Genomic DNA, 15,824 nt, shown 5'->3' with positions numbered 1-15,824 from the left:
AATGTATTATTTTCCGGCCTCGCTGCCAGTCAATATAACCTGAAGGCTTGTTCCGTTGGTGCCCAACCCCTGAAGTGTCTGAATACCGTGAGCGGCCTTGTAGGCATCCATAAACTTTTCATCCGAGAATCCCGCATTATTCATGAAATCTTGAAGAGCCGTCCGATGCTTCTCGCTGACCGTCCCTGTTACGTCTATCGGTTGCCCAGTAGTTTCGTTCATAAGTATATCGGGAACCTTATATCCAGCCGTGTTTGCGGCGTTGAGTAGGGTCTGTTGAAAATTCCTCTCGGCTTGCGCGTTTATTTCTCCCGTGTCTGGATACCGTGCTAGCACGGCTTCCGGCTCGGAGATGAAGTTATTGATGGCCGATTCTGTAGCTTTTTCTTTCAAGACCTCGGCTACTTGATTGGCGATCTGGCTGCCGGGAACCTGGTTGGGAATCTCGAGTTGTCCGAGAGTCATGTCGGCTACAATTTGCGCTGCTGCCTGCTTTTTCTCAAAAATCTCTTGCTGGGTGTTGTTGTAGTCATTGATTTTGTTCTGATCCTGGAAGGTCAGAGCATTCTGGGCGGCATTCGTAATGCGGCCATCGAGCATTGCGAGTTCGCCGAGGTGGGGGCGAGCGAATTCCCCAGGGCCAGACTCTGTGAACGCCTGCGTGAGGACATTCGATTCGAATGCTTGTCTCGATACTTCAAGTGTCAACCGACCTTGGTCGGATTGGCTCGCAAGAAAAAGAAGCCGGTTCGCATCCGTTTGATTCAGTTGTGTCTCATTGCCTTCAGGGAGATAGACAGATTCGCGGAACGGCTCGATATAGGAATCGATGTTGGATCCCATGACTCGCGCCAGTGCGCTGGACAGCTCTGGGTTTTCAGCGAACTTTGTCGCGTTGTTCCCGAAGGCCTCTGCGTCCAGTCCTCCGGGGCGGTGCACATTCGGTTTATCACCGCTATTGTCTGTGTCCTGCGAGGGTGCGAAAACTTCGGGCAGTTCGGCAAGAGCCCTACGTGCCAGGATGGCCTGCTCGGTCGGTTTCCCATCGGGTCCGGTGTCGTGGCTTTCGGTGCCGATCCAGTCGATCAGTTGCGAAGGCGCTTTGCCGTCGTCGCCCCAGTCGTGTCCGAACACCGTTGCGGTGAACTTGTCACGGTCGAACGGCTGGACGTGGTATTCGCCGGTATCAGGAGAAGGTGCCGGGACTTCAGGAATCCCTTCGCCGGTGAGGAGTGCGTAGTTGGCCTCGTTGTTCCGGCCACCGACCGAGAGGAGTTTGCCCGCACCGTCATTGATCGCTTCCTGATCTTCGGTGGTGTAACCGATGGGGTGGCCGTTACCTTCGAATTTGTCGAAATAATCAGCCGTACTTGCGGCCTGACGCGAGAGCTCTACCGCAAGGGTCTTGCCCGGCGGGATTTTCTCGTCGGATTGGGAGAGCAGATCTCCGAGTCGTGAGAGATCCTGGAATTTCTTGGGCTGGTCGCCGGTGGTGGACAGGTCCGCGCTGCCTTCCCAGCGGCTGGATACCAGATCACGGAGATCCTGTGGCAGCTCTTGGTAGCCACCGGGCGACTGCAGTTTGCCATTCGCGTCTCGGCCGGTCCCGATCTTTTCGTTCGATACGGCCAGTAGGCCGTTGGCCAAGGCGTCGCGACGTGCTGCTGCCGTTGGATTTCCTGCGTCTTCCTGTGCTTTGAGCTGATCATTCAGCGCGAGAATGCCGTCTTTGCCGGCACTCTGGAAGAACTCCCGGTAGTACTGCTGGGTCGATGCGGGCAGCGTTGATATTTCCTTGCCGTCCGCTAGCGCCTGCACGTCGTGTTCGCTGAGTATGCCCTGCGGCAATCGACTCGCAATCTGGTCAAGGACTGCAGGGTCGATCGTGCCGTCCGGGCGCAGCGCTGCTCGGATCGCTTCACCGTCGTCGCGGCCCAGGGCGGCCGAATCTGAAGCTGTCGAGGTGGGAGCATCGACACCGTCACCGAGCAGGTCGCCGCGTGCACGAATCGCCTGCGCATTCGCGGTGATCGCGGCACCGACTTCACTGACCGCGTTCATCAGGCTGTAGTACGCACCGTTGATCATGCCCTGATGATGCTCGACCTTTTCCTTGACCTTTTGCCGGTCTTGGGCAGAGAGCTCGGCGCCAAGGTAGGTCACCGACACCGTCCACTTGTCATCGACGGTGAGGGGGATCGGGGATTCTCCGTCGGCGACGGCGTCCGCCACGCGATTGAGGAGGATTCTTCGCTCGTCGGCCAGTCTTCCATCAGCCACTCGTAGAGCGGCGGTGGTGGCCAGGATCTCTTGGGACAGCCTGCGGCCCTGGTCGGTTTCCTCGGTGAAGCGGTCGGCCGCTGCGTCGTGCGCCTTGCCCGACCACGTTGCATCGGTGAAGTGGGTAAGAATCTTGCCGAGCTGGTTCTCGTACTCTTGGGTGTCGGCCTCCAATTCACCCGCCCATTCCGACAGCTTCTCGAGCCTCCACGCTTCGACTTGTGCACGCGTTGGCATCAGCGGTCACCTCGCACGTGGAAGTCCATGGCATCCAGCTTCTTCTTGAAGTCTTCGTCGGTGGTTTGGTAGGCGTCCGCGGACTGCCGCACGATTCCGGACAGCTGCTGAATCCGTTGCGCGGCCCGCAGCCATGCTCCCTCGGTGAACTCGCCCACCTGCGAGCACACCTGGCCGAGCGAACAGCCGGGCAGCACCTCACTGATCTTGTCGCCGCTGGTGCGAACGTCGATCTTGTCGATCTCAGTGGACACGCCGTCCAATGTGGTTGCCAGCGACCTCAGGTGTTGTATGTCGGCGTCGAACACGGCGAACTGTTCCCCCTTCGAGTAAGACGAGCTCCGTGCGACCCGGAGCGGCAAGGCTGCTGCCTCGAACGATAACCTGGGAGAACATCTTTGGGCCAACCCACACGAGCTGATGACCGGCTCGGGCGGGCGGGTTTTCACCGCAGCTGCTAACCTCCGGGGCCAGAAACACTCGGCTTGCGGAATACGAGGGGGCGCTGGATGGGTGGGCAGAACGAGCCGGTGCCGAGTCCTGTCCCGTTACCTGGCGTCCCGAGCCCGATACCGCTTCCGGGGGTCCTCGGTCCCGCCGCGGTCCAGCAAACCACCAACGCCCAACAGCGAGCCGAAGCGGCACGCAACCGCATCAACACTGGAGACGCTGAGCTCGGCGATCTCGGAGCCGGGACGGACCCCGATTTCGTGCGAACCATAGAGCATTTCGAGGGCATGACCCACGAGGCCATGTACGAGGCAGTGCACGGACCAGGGGGATTGGACGCGGTGGGTCTGCGGACGCTGCAGCGAGTCTGGTTCGAAAGTTATTCCGATCTTGTGAACCTGTCCACGTTCAATCTGATGGGTCTCAATCGGATCTTCGGTAACGGGCTCTGGCAGGGCATCAGCGGCGACGCGGCGCAGGCCGCGTCGACCCAGTTCTCCCGAGCGGCGAATCAGATCGGCCGGGTATTCGACTCGGTAGCGAACCGACTGGATTCCCTCGCGTGGTCGGCCGAAGCGGTGCGGGCCGCCGTTCAACCCCCACTCGCGTCGGTCACAGCGACACCCAATCCGGACAATCCGGTGGAGTCGATTCTGCCCGGCCTGATCAATCCCGAGTTCGATGACCAAGCTCGGGCCGCGCGTGAGCAGGCACGCCAGGCCGTCATCCGCGCACTCAACAGCGCGTACACACCGGCGTTTCCTCCGGCTGGGGCCGGCGTTCCCGCGTATACCAATGTCCCACAGATCGGCGCTGCCGATGGGCTCCCAGTCATCAGCGCGAGCCAGAACGGCAGTCCCGGCAATGCGACCGGAGTGCCCTCGAACTCGAACGTCGAAGCACTCCAGCAGAATCCGAGCGATCCTGGCGGCACGGAACCCGTCTCATCCGAGGTGCCGAAGCTTCCCCCTGGACTGGGACTGCCCGAAGGACTACGTCCTGAACCCGATACCACGCCCAGCAACGCCACTACACTAGCTGGGCTCAGCCCCGCACCCGGCACTCCGGGTTTGTCGCCAGGTGGTCCCGGGCCCGGCACCCCAGGTGGGCCCGGCAGCGTTGGTCTTGGCCCCGGCGGCCCTGGCTCATCAATTCCGGGCGCCCCGACCTCAGGTCTGCCGCCGACGATGATGGGCACAAGCGGTCCCGCTGCTACTCGCGGGGGGATGGGGACACCTATGGGACCGATGAGTCCCGCCGCCGGTGCCCGAAAGAAGGACGACGAAGCCATACACGAGTCGCCCGGCTATCTTCGGCGCGTGCATTCCGACTGGACCGAGGGTCTCGGCGGCTCAGTTGGTGTTATCGGCGACGATCAGATTGCCGGATTCGCCCACGAAACCGGCACGGCAACTACGGATATCTCCGGAATGGATTCGGTGCCTCGGCGACCGTGGGTTCAACCAGATACCGCGGTGGCCAGCGCATACGAATTCGATCCGACACCGCCGGCCGAGCCTTCGGTGCTGTCACAAGAGAATCCAGTTATCCCGCACTCCACACACGACACTGGTTTCGACCGACCGGGTCTTCCTGCTTCCGGACCCGCCGAAGCGGCGGAGAGATCGGAGACTGTTACCGTAGACCGCGATCCCGTGAGTACCAGTCATCTGGAGTTGCCTCGCTCCGCTGAGAACTCCGCCGCGGTGACGGTCTCGAGTGCAGAACCGATGAACGCTGAGCGGACTGTGGACCATGAGTCACAACCTGCCTCACAGCATTCGGTGACTATCGCGGGCAATGGTCCGACGATGGACGATCCGGGCGCCGCAGAAAACGAAACCCAGATATTCACGATCTCCGGCACCGGCCCGATCATGGATGAGGACGAGGGCGCCGGTCGGTGACAACGCAAACGGTTTGGCAGTTCAGCCCGGACGAGTTCGCGTGGGTATGGGCGGCGGAAACGGGACTTGATGAGTACCCCGACCCGATCAGCATTATCGAAACACCCACCACGCAGGACGAATACGCTCGCCTGGCTGCCGAAATCGGCAGTCGGCATCCTCGACATGGCGACCCGGATTTGACCGGTCCATTGCGCGCACTCGCCAACCCTGAACTGCGGATCGTGTGCATCGGCCGTTCGCTTCGATCCCACAAGCGAGTCCGCACGACTGCGGTCGCGGTAGGAAGTCTTGGCGTTGTGCTCTTCCAGAGATCGGGTAGCACCGCTGATTTCGGGGGAGATATCAAGCTGGTCGTCACGCGGAGGCAGAGCCTCGGGCAGCATGTCGCCGCGGCAATGCCCGCCGCACCGGCTGGCACCGCGGGCCGGATGATCGGTTACACACCCCGCGTGCGCGGCGAAGAACCACCCACTTCATGGAGATCATCGTCGGACCGCGACACCCCGGTTGAAGAACGTATCCGGGCCCTGCTTCGTCTGCCCCGCACCGCGGAGGGACACTTGCGGGTGGAACGCTACCTGCACGACCTGCGCCCACATCCGCCGTGCTATGTGAGCTGGCTGGATATCCGAGACGACCAGTCGGCCCACGGCCGCTATCTCATCAGCGTCGAGAACACCGAGACGGTAGTCTTGCCTGCCTCCTCCGATGTCATTGCCAGTGAGCTGCATCGTCGAGCGGATCTGGGAAAATAACGACTTGCAGGGCTATGTGCCTGCGCTGGGCCGGGTGAGGGTCGCAGCTGGTATAGGGGCAGCGGACTCGAGGACGAAGCGGGCCGCCGTTGGGGTTCGGCTGTGGGAATCGACTGCGCGCACATCGGTCGCTGCGATTCCGCTTTGGGACGGGCAGCCCGGCGGCAAACCGGCGAACGTCAAGCCCGACCAGTGGCCGCCCGTTCCGGCCGAACCCGCGCCCGCACCGGCCGAGTGATCGTTGTGCGGGACAAGGATCAGCCTTCCGCTATTCGGCTTCGTAGCGCAGCGCGTTCTCCGAGCGGCAGATCTCGTCGATACCGGACATGACTTCGCGCAGCAGTTCCGACGGCAGGGCGGCGGGACGCAGGCGGCAGGTGAACGTGATCAGGCCATGGTCCTCGGGGGGAAGGCCGCGGGCGGCCGATTCCGCGCGCAGGTAGCGGGAGCGCACACCGTAGGTCATCGCGGAAATGACGGTGAAGCAGCCCGTGCGCTCCCGGTGACCGGCGAACAGGTCGTGCAGGCGGTAGAACACCGAGGTGTAGCTCGACAGCGGCGCGAAAATGCCCACCCGATAGGCCGGACCGCGCTCGGACGAGCTGAGGGCGGTGTCGGCCAGGTATTCGGCGTCGCGCAGCGTCTGCACCTTCGGCGCGAACAGCACCGCGCCGGCGGCCGCGTTGCGCACCGGCATGCCCGCCTTGCCGGGCGCGGCGGACGCGATGGCGCCCAGCGATTTCCGCGCCCGCGCCCCGACCTCGCGGCGGGCGCGCAGTCCCCTGGTGGGCGTGGTGGGATACAGACTCGACCACTGTCCGAAACGGACGGTGCCCAGCTGCACGTGGCCGGTGCCCACTGGACGCGCCACCTTCAGCGGCGCCGTGTCGACCCAGCGGCCGACCTGGAGTTGGGTGTTGCCCGGCCGAGCGATCTCGGCATGGGCGTGCTCGACGAACGAATCGAATTCGAGGAACCGGTCAGCGGAGGTGGTCAGCCAGGTGCGGTCCTTGTCGACCTCGATAGCCTCCAGGGTGAGCGCGGTGATGATGCCCGCGCGCCCGCCGCCGCCCAGGATGCGCTGGAACCGCTCGGTGTGGTGGGTGCGCCCGCAGGTGCCGATCCGGCCGTCGATGTCGACATATTCGAGATCGACCACCTGGTCGATGAACAGGCCGTACTTGTGCGAGGCGGTGCTGACGCCGCCGACCGAGGCGAATCCGCCCGCGGTGATGTCACGGTGGTCGCCGACGATGGGCAGGCCGAGCCCGTGCGCGCCGAGCCTGCGGTCGATGTCGGAGAGTTTGGCGCCCGCCTGCACGCGGACGGTGCGCCTGCCCAGGTTGATGTCCAGCACCTGATTCATCCGGCGCAGCGACACCACGGTCGGCTGGGCGGGTAGCGTGAGGCCCGCATCGACCGGTTCGCCGCCGCGCACGGTCAGCCGTTCTGTTCGCCCCCGTGAATCCCGCACTGTGCGAACGACATCGGCGGTATCGCGCGGAAGGAATTCTTCCGCGTTGGAGACAGTGTGCGGCGTGCTCATGGCACGAAAGCTAACCACAGCGCGGCCCGTGACGCTCGCCCGATATCGGGTGCTACCGCGCTGCGGGCGTAAGGCGCTGGCTGAACAGGACCGATCCGCTCGCGTCGCACAGGTCGACGGCTAGTTCCCTTGACTTTCCGTCGATGCGCACCTCGCCGAAATGCTGGAATGCGTCCAGTGGCGAGCTGTTCTGGACCGGGGGTGCGTGCACGAACACCGCCTCCGGACCGAACGTGCCATCCAGCTGGTTCGGGCCGAACGCGCCCGCATTGAGCGGACCGGAGACGAACTCCCAGAACTCGTCGAAGTCGGTGAATGCCGCGCGTTCGGGCGAGTAGCGGTGCGCCGCGGTGTAGTGCACGTCCGCGGTGAGCCACACGACGTTAGCCACCTTGTTCGCCTTGATCTCCGACAGCACCCGGGCGATCTCGCTTTCCCGGCCCGAGGGTGCGCCCGGGTCGGCGTTGGCGGGGCCTTCGTAGGCGCTGGTGTCCTTCTGCTCGCCGTCCGGGACGATCACGCCCAGCGGCAGGTCGTTGGCGATGATCTTCCACGTCGCCTTGGACTCGCGCAGGCCGTCGATCAGCCAGGCCGTCTGGGCCGCCCCGAGGATGTGGCCATTGGGGCCGTTGTTGGCGTCGTTGGTGTCCTTGTTCGTCCGCATGTCCAGCACGAAGACGTCCAGCAGCGGGCCGTACGCGATTTTGCGATACAGCCGGCCGTCCGCCGCTTCTCGGGGTTCCAGCGGCATCCATTCGTGGAAGGCCTGCCAGGAACGGGCGGCCAGGGTGTCTATGCTGCGTTCGCGGTAGCCCTTGGTCTCGGCGACCAGACCGCCCGGGTACCAGTTGTTCACCGTCTCGTGGTCGTCCCACTGCACCACTTGCGCGACCGAGCTGTTGAAGCGGCGGTAGTTTTCGTCGGTCAGGTTGTAGGCGTAGTTGCCGCGGAACTGCTCCAAGGTCTGCGCGACAGCGCTTTTCGCCTCGGTCACGACATTGCGCCAGACCCGGCCGTCGGGCAGGGTGACCGATTCCTTCAGCGGTCCGTCGGCGTAGATCGAATCACCGGAGTGCAGGAACAGGTGCGGGTCGCGAGCGGCCATGGTGGCGAAGATCTTCATGCCACCCAGGTCGGGATTGATGCCGTAGCCCTGGCCTGCCACATCACCCGACCATTGCAGCTTGATGTCCGCCGCGGCGGTGGGCACGGTGCGGAAGACGCCGGTGACAGGCTCGGAGGTGGCGCCGTCCTCGCTCTGCAGCGTCACCCGATAGTGCACCTGCTGACCCGCGGGCAGGCCGTTGATCCGCACCCGTCCGGTGCCGTCGGCATCCGGTGTGAGCAGCGGCCCGGTAAACCGCTTGGCGTCGCTGAATGCTTCGGTGGCGGCGGTCTCGACGATCAGCGTGGCCGGCCGGTCGGCGCGCGCCCAGATCAGGGCGCCGTCGGTGCGTGGGTCGCCCACCGCGACGCCGTGCGTGAGCACCGGGCGCGGACGAACCAGGCCGGGGCCGCTCGGCGAGCACGCGACCAGCGCGGGCGCGGCGACGAGTCCGAGGGCGGAGGCGCGCAGTATGGTGCGCCGGGAGATGCCGAATTCCGAACCGCTCATGCAGCAACCCTGGCGCAGCCATCTCAACGCCATGTAAACAGGCGCGGTCTGTACGGCCAACAGCCACTCTTCTCGGCCACCGCCGCAGGACGTCCAGGACGAGCCGCTGGTAGCTGAGTGTTGTGGATCGCACGCATCAAAGCGCGTCGAATGGCGATTGTCGCGGCAGTGCGAGCCGCCGTTTCACCGCTGGATTCCACGCGCGAAAGGGCTTCTGCGCCAGGCCCGCTCGGTGCGCGTTCGCTCAGTGCGCCAACCGTTCGAGGCGGTGGTGCAGTTCGCCCGCCCAGTCCACGCCGCCCAGATGCTGGTAGTCCACCCACAGCGCATCGAAGACGTCGCGCCCCTCGGAGATCCATCCGCCGCGCTTGTCCGCCTCCAGTACCACGCTCATGCCGCTCTCGGTCGGAACGAATGTCACCTCGAGCTGGTTCAGGCGTGGGTAGCGCGGCGAACCCGCGAATTCGATCTCCTGATAGAACGGCAGCCTCTGCGGCGTGTTGTGCACCCGCCCCGCCTCCACGTCCGCGCTGCGCAGGTGGAATCCCAAGCGCTCCACCGCCTCCAGCAGCACGTGCTGGGCGGGCAGCGCGCCGACGCCGATCGGGTCGGTGTCGGCCGCGTCCACCGCGTCCTGGATCGCCACGATCGTGCGCAGCGCGACCACCGTGCCGGGCAGATGCCTGCCGTTGTAGAAAGTGATCGGTGTTTCCATCGGCGCGCGGGCCGCGAAACGAAACTCCAGCATCGCGCCCGCGGACAGGTGCAGCGAGCCGTATACCCCTGTTCGGCCGAAAGCTATATCGCGCACACCCTCGTGATCCTCGTACTCCTGTTCCGCCCTCGTCACGAATTCGACGGCCACCGAGGCGATCTCCTGCGCGACCTGCCCACCCCGCAACCGGACCATGCCCTCGACCGTGCCGCCAGGCTGCACGCCCGGTGTGAACAACTCCGTCTCTACCTCGGCCCCGCCGACTCCGGCGGCCGCCAACAACTTCTTGAACATGCCCTGCAGTCTCCCCGGCTCACTCGAGAAAAACCTTGGCGTTTTCTTGCGCTGTGCGAAACCTCACCTCACTATCGGCGGCGCTGTGCGGCTCGAGTGAGCGGAGCCGAGATATGAAACGGCCCCGAGGCCAGGCGGTCTCAGGGCGCAGTGGGTTCGGGCCGTAGTGGGTTCGGGCCGTAGTGGGTTCGGGTCAGCCTGCCGCGGTGTCGGGGATGCGCGCGGCCTCCGGTCGGCTGCCGTTCGGAACCCCCTGCTTGAGGCTGTGGGCGTAGACGTCGACGTACTCCTGGCCGGTGAGCTGCATCAGCTCGTACATGACCTCGTCGGTGACGGAGCGTTCGACGAAGCGGTTGCCGCCCATGCCGTCGTAGCGGGAGAAGTCGATCGGCTCACCGAACTTCACCGAGACCTTCCTGCGGCGCCAGCGGAATGGTCCGGGTGGGGAAACAGCGTCGGTGCCGATGACGGCGACCGGGATGACGGGGACGCCGGTCTCCAGCGCCAGGCGCGCCAGGCCGGTTTTGCCCTTGTACAGGCGGCCGTCGGGGGAGCGGGTGCCCTCCGGGTAGAGACCGACCAGGCGGCCCTGATCGAGGAGCTTGCGGGCGGCGTGCAGGGCGTCCTCGGCCGCGTCGGCGCCGCGGCGGTCGATCGGGTATTGGCCAGTGGCGCTGAAGAAGAACTTCTGGAACCGGCCTTTGATGCCGGGGGTGGTGAAGTACTCGGCCTTGGCGAGGTAGTTGATTCGCCGCGGGCTCAGCAGCGGCGCGAACAGCCAATCGGCGAAGGAGAGATGGTTACCCGCCATGATGGCCGGCCCATGTGCCGGAATGTTCTCTACACCCTCGACCGTAGGTCGGTTATACAGATGAATGAATGGTCCCAGCAGCACGAACTTCAGCAGCCAGTAGAACATGACGTCCTTCCCCCGGAGCCGGGATAGTTGCGGGCAACTGCGTCAAGTGCCGACTTTACCGTCGGCGCAAGATCACATCCAAGCGCAGCGGCTAATCTCACCACATTTCGTTCCCGGCGCCGACCGATGGCGATGCTGAGCGTGTCGTCGCAGGCCACGAAGTCTCGCCGGGGCAGGTCAACGGTTGGTCCGTGCCACTCGCGCGGGCTTGCGCGCGCCGGCGGGCAGCGCGGCCCTGGCCAGGTCCGCGGCGCCGATCATGCCCGCCGCCTCGCCGAGCTGGGTGGTCCGGATCCGGGCCAAGGGCCGGTGTCCCGCGCCGGTGACCGCGCGCGCGTACTCTTCCCGCGCCTCGTCCAAGAACAGTGGCGCCGAACTGCTGACCCCGCCCGCGATGACCACCAGGTCCGGATCGAAGATGTCGCTGACGAACGCGAGCCCGAGCCCGAGCCAGCGGGCGAAGTCGGCCAGCACCCGAACCGCGAGCGGGTCACCGTCCTGCGCGGCGCCGGCAACCCGGCGGCCGGTCAGCGACCCTGGATCGCGCGCCACGTCCCTGGCCAGCACCGATCGCACCGGATCGGTGGCCAGCATCTCGATCGCGGTGTCGGCCAGCGCCGTTCCGCTGCAATAACGCTCCCAGCACCCGTGCTTGCCGCACGGGCAGGGCCGTCCCTGCGGAACCACTTGCAGATGGCCGAGTTCCGGGGCCACGCCATGCGTGCCCCGATACAGCTGGCCGTCGATGAGCAGGGCGGCGCCGATGCCGGTGCCGATCGCGATGAGCACCACGTTGTGCCCGCCCGCCGCGGCGCCGAACCGGTATTCGGCCCACATCGCGGCGTTGGCGTCGTGCTCCAGGATCACCGGCAGCCCGAGGCGTTCGGTGAGCCGCTGCGTGACCGGCGCATCCTGCCAGGGCAGATGCGGGGCGAACCGGACGGCCGAGCGGTCGCCGTTGATGAATCCGGCGACGGCCAGGCCCACCGCGCTGATCGGGTGCCTGCCGCACAGGTCGCGCACGGCCCGGTCCAGCGCTTCCTCCAAGGCCCGCGCGGAGTGCGGGGTCGGCGCCTGGACGGTATCGAGCACCTCGCCGCCGCCATCGACCACGGAGGCGCGAATGTTGGTGCCGCCGACGTCGATTCCGACGGTCAGCGTTCGTGCGCCCGCCATCCGATGCGTCATACCTTGATCGTCACCGGAATGTCGACGTAGCGGGAGCGCTCCTGGTCCCGCGCGTCCGCACGCGGGCCGTGCCGAGGTGGCGTGCCGGTTGCCGGATCGGCGTCGGTCGGCATGACCGGCTCGACCGGCATCCCGGCCAGCGCCTCGCGCAGCACCGTGACGATCGCGGTGCCGTGCTCGGCGACCGCGGTCAGCACCTGGTGGTGCTCACCGCGCACCAGCGCCGCGGCCGCGCACACCGGGCACCAGCTGCAACTGGACCATTCGCGCTGCCCGTCGGCGGCGTGCCGCAGCACCGGCTCGACGCGCTGCAGCACCGCTTCGGCCAGCAGTTTCAGTTCCTCGGTGAATTCGGCGATGCCGTCGTGCGTGGCGCGGCTGTCGGCCTCGTCATCCCCGGGCGGGTGCGGATCACCCGTCATATTCGGCGCTTCCGGACATCGGCGACCATGCCCCGGGATCCGGCCGGAAACGGACCACCAGGTATCCGTCATCGAGTGCGGCGCTGTCGACCGTGCACCGCCGCAATACCGGCGCCAGGCGCACCCGGCGCCGGATACCGTCCGCTCCCACGATCAAATCGTCCTCCACTCGGCCAAGGCGCAGCGAGGCGGCGTCGACCACCGGCAGGTGCATGCGCAGCGCGTACACCGATTGCCACCCGGTGCCGGATTCCCGTCGAACCAGCGGTTCGCCGGAACTCGCGTCGACCTCCGTCTGATTGTCGCTCAGCTTAAGCGCAGCGTCGCGTGTGTTGCGCGCCGAGTCCACCGCATCCGACAACGCGGCCAGCGAATTCAGCCCGATCGGCTCCGCACCGGTGTGCTGCGCGATCAACACCGGGACGCCCGGCATCTTGCGCCGCAACTCGACGATCACATCCTGTTGTTCGCCGCACCGGTTCGAATACCACTGCGCCGCTGGATGTTCGGCCCCGGCGGGCGGGGCGAGGTCGGGCAGGACCTTGTTCACCACAACGGCGTCCAGCCGCAGACCCACCAGCGCCGCCGCGGAACGCACCCGCTCGGATTCCGCCACCGCGACCCGCTCGGCGACCGTCACCAGCCGCGCACCGGTGCGGCTGTGGTCGGCCAGCAGATCACGAACCTCGGTGACCGCCTTGACGATCCGTTCGACCGTCGCCGCGAGCACAGCGCGGCGCGGATCGGTGCCGATCGCGCTCATCGCCCGTACATGCGGCGGCCAGATCCGCTCCAGATATCCCAGCAGCGTGTCGGGCGCGGTCACGATGCGCAGCATGTCCGCCGACGGTGGGCAGTCGACGACGATCAGGTCCCAGGTGTGCTCCGCGGCGAACTGGGCGATCTCGACCAGCATCAGCAGTTCCTGCACGCCGGGCAGCCCGGTCAGCTCCGCCGGGTCCAGCGCGGCGAGGTCGACCTCGTGCTGATGTCCGCGACCCGTCGAGATCAGCCGGACCACGTCGCGGAACCGGTCCTCGAGCAACGCCAGCGAATCCACCTCGATCACGTCCAGACCGGGCAGCACCGTCGCGATACCGGTCACGGTGCCGGGATCGTGCGGGAAACGAAAACCCAGCGCGTCACCCAGGGAGTGCGCCTGATCGAGCGAGGCGACCAGCACCCGGCGGCCCGATCCGGCCTCGGCCATGGCGGTCGCGCACGCGAGTGTGGTCTTGCCTACCCCGCCCTTGCCGATGAACAGTTCGACCCGGGTCGGCTGCGCGGTCAGCCTTCGACCCGTTTCTTCAGTTCCTTCAGCGCGGTATCGGTGATCACCTTCTCGGCCTTGCGCTTGAACATGCCGATCATCGGGATGTTCAAATCGACCGTCAGCGTGTAGACGACCTCGGTGTTGTCATCCGGGAGATCGTTCAGCTCGTAGGTGCCGTGCTGCGCTTTCTGCAGTTCTCCGCTGAGCAGCGTCCAGCTGACCGCCATGCGATCGGCCCGCCAGTCGTAGGACAGCACATAGGTGTCCTTCACCACCCCGGTGTCCAGCACGAATCGTGCGGTCTCGGCGAGGCCGTCGGGCCGCTTCCGGAGCACCTCGACCGATTTCGCCGCCGCCACCCACTCCGGGTACGACTCCAGGTCGGCGATGACGGCCATCACCTGCTGCGACGGAGCCTCGATGATGATCGATCTCTGGGTCCGGTCGGTCATGCGGACAGCGCTTCCTTTCAGCGTCGGTGCTGGGACGTCAGGACCGGTGCGGGGGCGCCACACCGGCCGGGCGACCCGCCTCCAGCCGGGACTTCACTTCGAACGACATGTTCTTGCCCCCGACCCGGCGTGCCCGGCTGGCCGCGGCGAGCTTGCCCGCGGGCAGCGCGGGCTGCTCGGCGTGCAGGAAATAGTGCAGGATCACCCCGTCGAGGGAGGGCTGCAGCCACACTTCCATTGTTCCGGTCAGCGCGCCGGTCACCGACCAGCGGATCCCCTTCTCACCCCGATCCTCCCGGACCTGCAGGACCAGGTCCGGCCACCAGCGGCGCCAATTGTTCGGTCCCGCCAGCAGCTCGGCGACGGCGGCCCCCGAGGCGGCGACGAACGTCTGATCTGCGACCTGGATACTGCTCACTCCGCTGAGCGTAGTAGATGCGGCGTGGATCACCGCAGCAGCTGTCGCAGGCGTGCGCCCAGGCTGTCCCAGCGCCACTGCTGCTCGACGAACGCGCGCCCCGCCGCGCCCATCCGCGCGGCGGCATCCCGGTCGGACAGGATCGCTACCAAGGCATCCGCGATCTGTTGCACGGAACGGCCGTCCACCACATGACCGGTCTTGCCTTCGATGACGGTTTCCGGTGCGCCGCCGGACCTACCGGCCACCACCGGAACACCGGACGCGGACGCCTCCAGGTAGACGATCCCCAAGCCTTCCACGTCCAGACCCGCGCCCCTGGTGCGACACGGCATCGCGAAGACGTCGGCCACCGTGTGATGCGCGGCCAGCTCACCCGATGGGACGCGCCCGGTGAAGACCACGTCATCGGTGACGCCCGCGGCAACCGCCAGCGCGCGCAGCTTGTCCTCGAACGGGCCGCCGCCCGCGATCACCAGCACCGCCCCATCGACCCGCTCCCGGATATCGCGCATCGCGAGAATCAGCGCGTCCTGCCCCTTGCGCGGAACCAGCCGGGACAGGCACAGAATGGTCGGGCGATCGCCGAGACCGTAACGGTCGCGCAGCTGCTCCCGCGCCGCCGGATCGGGGCGGAAAACCTCGGAGTCCACGCCGGGCGGCAGATACTCCAGCGCCGCGTTCGGCCCGAACGCGGACGCGAACCGGCGTCGGGTATAGCGGCTGACATAGGTGACCACGTCGGTGCGCTCACCGATGACGCGCAGCGACTGCCTGGCGCCGGGCAGCATCGACCAGCCGACCTCGTGGCCGTGCGTACTGGCCAGAATGCGCTCCGCGCCCGCGCGGCGCAGCGGCGACGACATGAGTGCCAGCGGCGCCGCGGCGCCGAACCACACCGCATCGCACTGCTCGCTGCGCAGCAGGCGCGCGGCGCGGCGCAGCACGAGCGGGGTCGGCAACATCAGCGTGGTGGGATGGCGAACCACCTGGAAATTCTGTTTGGCATCGAACTTCAGATGGCTGTCCCCGCGCCAGCGCGGCGCATAGACCACCAGGTCATCGGGCGGTAGCTGACCGGCCAACGCCTGCAGATACGACTGGATACCGCCCGGCCGTGGCGGGAAATCATTGGTAACCAGCAAAGTTCGGGCCATGCGGAACAAAATACTGTGTTCGATTCGCAGCCCCCGCGGCGCTGCGGGTTCGCGGCCCCCGACGGCGAGCCGGGCCGCGAACAGTTGTGTGCAGGATCTCGCTTCGCTCGGAAGGGGGAGTTGGGCCGAGCAATCTCGAGTGCGGGAAATCGCGCTGCCTTGATGTTTGCCGGGGAGCCTGGTTGCCGGAGTG

General features: G+C 66.2%; 14 protein-coding genes. 2 read left to right on the top strand and 12 right to left on the bottom strand.

The window, feature by feature from the left end:
* Positions 1-6: 6 nt before the first annotated feature.
* Entirely contained in the window at positions 7-2,517 is a 2,511-nt protein-coding gene (locus ACT86A_RS21765) for a TPR repeat domain-containing protein (RefSeq protein ID WP_445094023.1), read from the bottom strand.
* On the bottom strand, positions 2,517-2,771 hold the full coding sequence (locus tag ACT86A_RS21760) for a hypothetical protein (RefSeq protein ID WP_445094022.1): 255 nt from the start codon (positions 2,769-2,771) through the stop codon (positions 2,517-2,519). The genes ACT86A_RS21765 and ACT86A_RS21760 overlap by 1 nt, the downstream gene beginning before the upstream one ends.
* Before the next feature lie 255 nt (positions 2,772-3,026).
* On the opposite strand from ACT86A_RS21760, the gene ACT86A_RS21755 reads away from it, so the two are divergent.
* The gene (locus tag ACT86A_RS21755) at positions 3,027-4,874 is read left to right on the top strand and encodes a hypothetical protein (RefSeq protein WP_445094021.1); all 1,848 of its coding nucleotides are present in this window, start codon (positions 3,027-3,029) and stop codon (positions 4,872-4,874) included.
* A complete protein-coding gene (locus tag ACT86A_RS21750; protein WP_445094020.1) occupies positions 4,871-5,632 on the top strand; it encodes an ESX secretion-associated protein EspG in 762 nt (253 codons plus the stop codon). Before ACT86A_RS21755 ends, ACT86A_RS21750 begins: the two co-directional genes overlap by 4 nt.
* Before the next feature lie 268 nt (positions 5,633-5,900).
* Here ACT86A_RS21750 and ACT86A_RS21745 read toward each other — a convergent pair whose 3' ends face one another.
* From ACT86A_RS21745 to ACT86A_RS21700, 10 genes are all read right to left on the bottom strand, one after another.
* Positions 5,901-7,178, bottom strand: a complete 1,278-nt coding sequence (locus ACT86A_RS21745; protein WP_445094019.1) for an FAD-binding oxidoreductase — start codon at positions 7,176-7,178, stop codon at positions 5,901-5,903.
* A 52-nt stretch (positions 7,179-7,230) separates the two neighbouring features.
* Positions 7,231-8,793: an alkaline phosphatase D family protein gene (locus ACT86A_RS21740; protein ID WP_445094018.1), complete on the bottom strand. Its 1,563-nt coding sequence runs from the start codon at positions 8,791-8,793 to the stop codon at positions 7,231-7,233.
* A 244-nt stretch (positions 8,794-9,037) separates the two neighbouring features.
* On the bottom strand, positions 9,038-9,802 hold the full coding sequence (locus tag ACT86A_RS21735; protein WP_445094017.1) for a sporulation protein: 765 nt from the start codon (positions 9,800-9,802) through the stop codon (positions 9,038-9,040).
* A gap of 193 nt (positions 9,803-9,995) precedes the next feature.
* A complete protein-coding gene (locus ACT86A_RS21730) occupies positions 9,996-10,721 on the bottom strand; it encodes a lysophospholipid acyltransferase family protein (protein ID WP_445094016.1) in 726 nt (241 codons plus the stop codon).
* A 177-nt stretch (positions 10,722-10,898) separates the two neighbouring features.
* The gene (locus tag ACT86A_RS21725) at positions 10,899-11,909 is read right to left on the bottom strand and encodes an ROK family protein (RefSeq protein WP_445094015.1); all 1,011 of its coding nucleotides are present in this window, start codon (positions 11,907-11,909) and stop codon (positions 10,899-10,901) included.
* Entirely contained in the window at positions 11,906-12,331 is a 426-nt protein-coding gene (locus tag ACT86A_RS21720; protein ID WP_445094014.1) for a hypothetical protein, read from the bottom strand. Before ACT86A_RS21720 ends, ACT86A_RS21725 begins: the two co-directional genes overlap by 4 nt.
* Complete coding sequence (locus tag ACT86A_RS21715; protein ID WP_445094067.1) at positions 12,321-13,595, bottom strand: ArsA family ATPase; 1,275 nt, start codon at positions 13,593-13,595, stop codon at positions 12,321-12,323. The genes ACT86A_RS21720 and ACT86A_RS21715 overlap by 11 nt, the downstream gene beginning before the upstream one ends.
* Before the next feature lie 23 nt (positions 13,596-13,618).
* Positions 13,619-14,056, bottom strand: coding sequence for an SRPBCC family protein (locus tag ACT86A_RS21710; RefSeq protein ID WP_445094013.1), 438 nt, complete (start codon positions 14,054-14,056; stop codon positions 13,619-13,621).
* 37 nt (positions 14,057-14,093) lie between these two features.
* Positions 14,094-14,474: a polyketide cyclase / dehydrase and lipid transport gene (locus tag ACT86A_RS21705; protein WP_445094012.1), complete on the bottom strand. Its 381-nt coding sequence runs from the start codon at positions 14,472-14,474 to the stop codon at positions 14,094-14,096.
* A gap of 29 nt (positions 14,475-14,503) precedes the next feature.
* A complete protein-coding gene (locus ACT86A_RS21700; RefSeq protein ID WP_445094011.1) occupies positions 14,504-15,631 on the bottom strand; it encodes a glycosyltransferase family 4 protein in 1,128 nt (375 codons plus the stop codon).
* Positions 15,632-15,824: the final 193 nt, after the last annotated feature.

Source organism: Nocardia glycosmidis (assembly GCF_052545115.1).
This window is presented reverse-complemented; position numbering and strand designations above follow the sequence as displayed.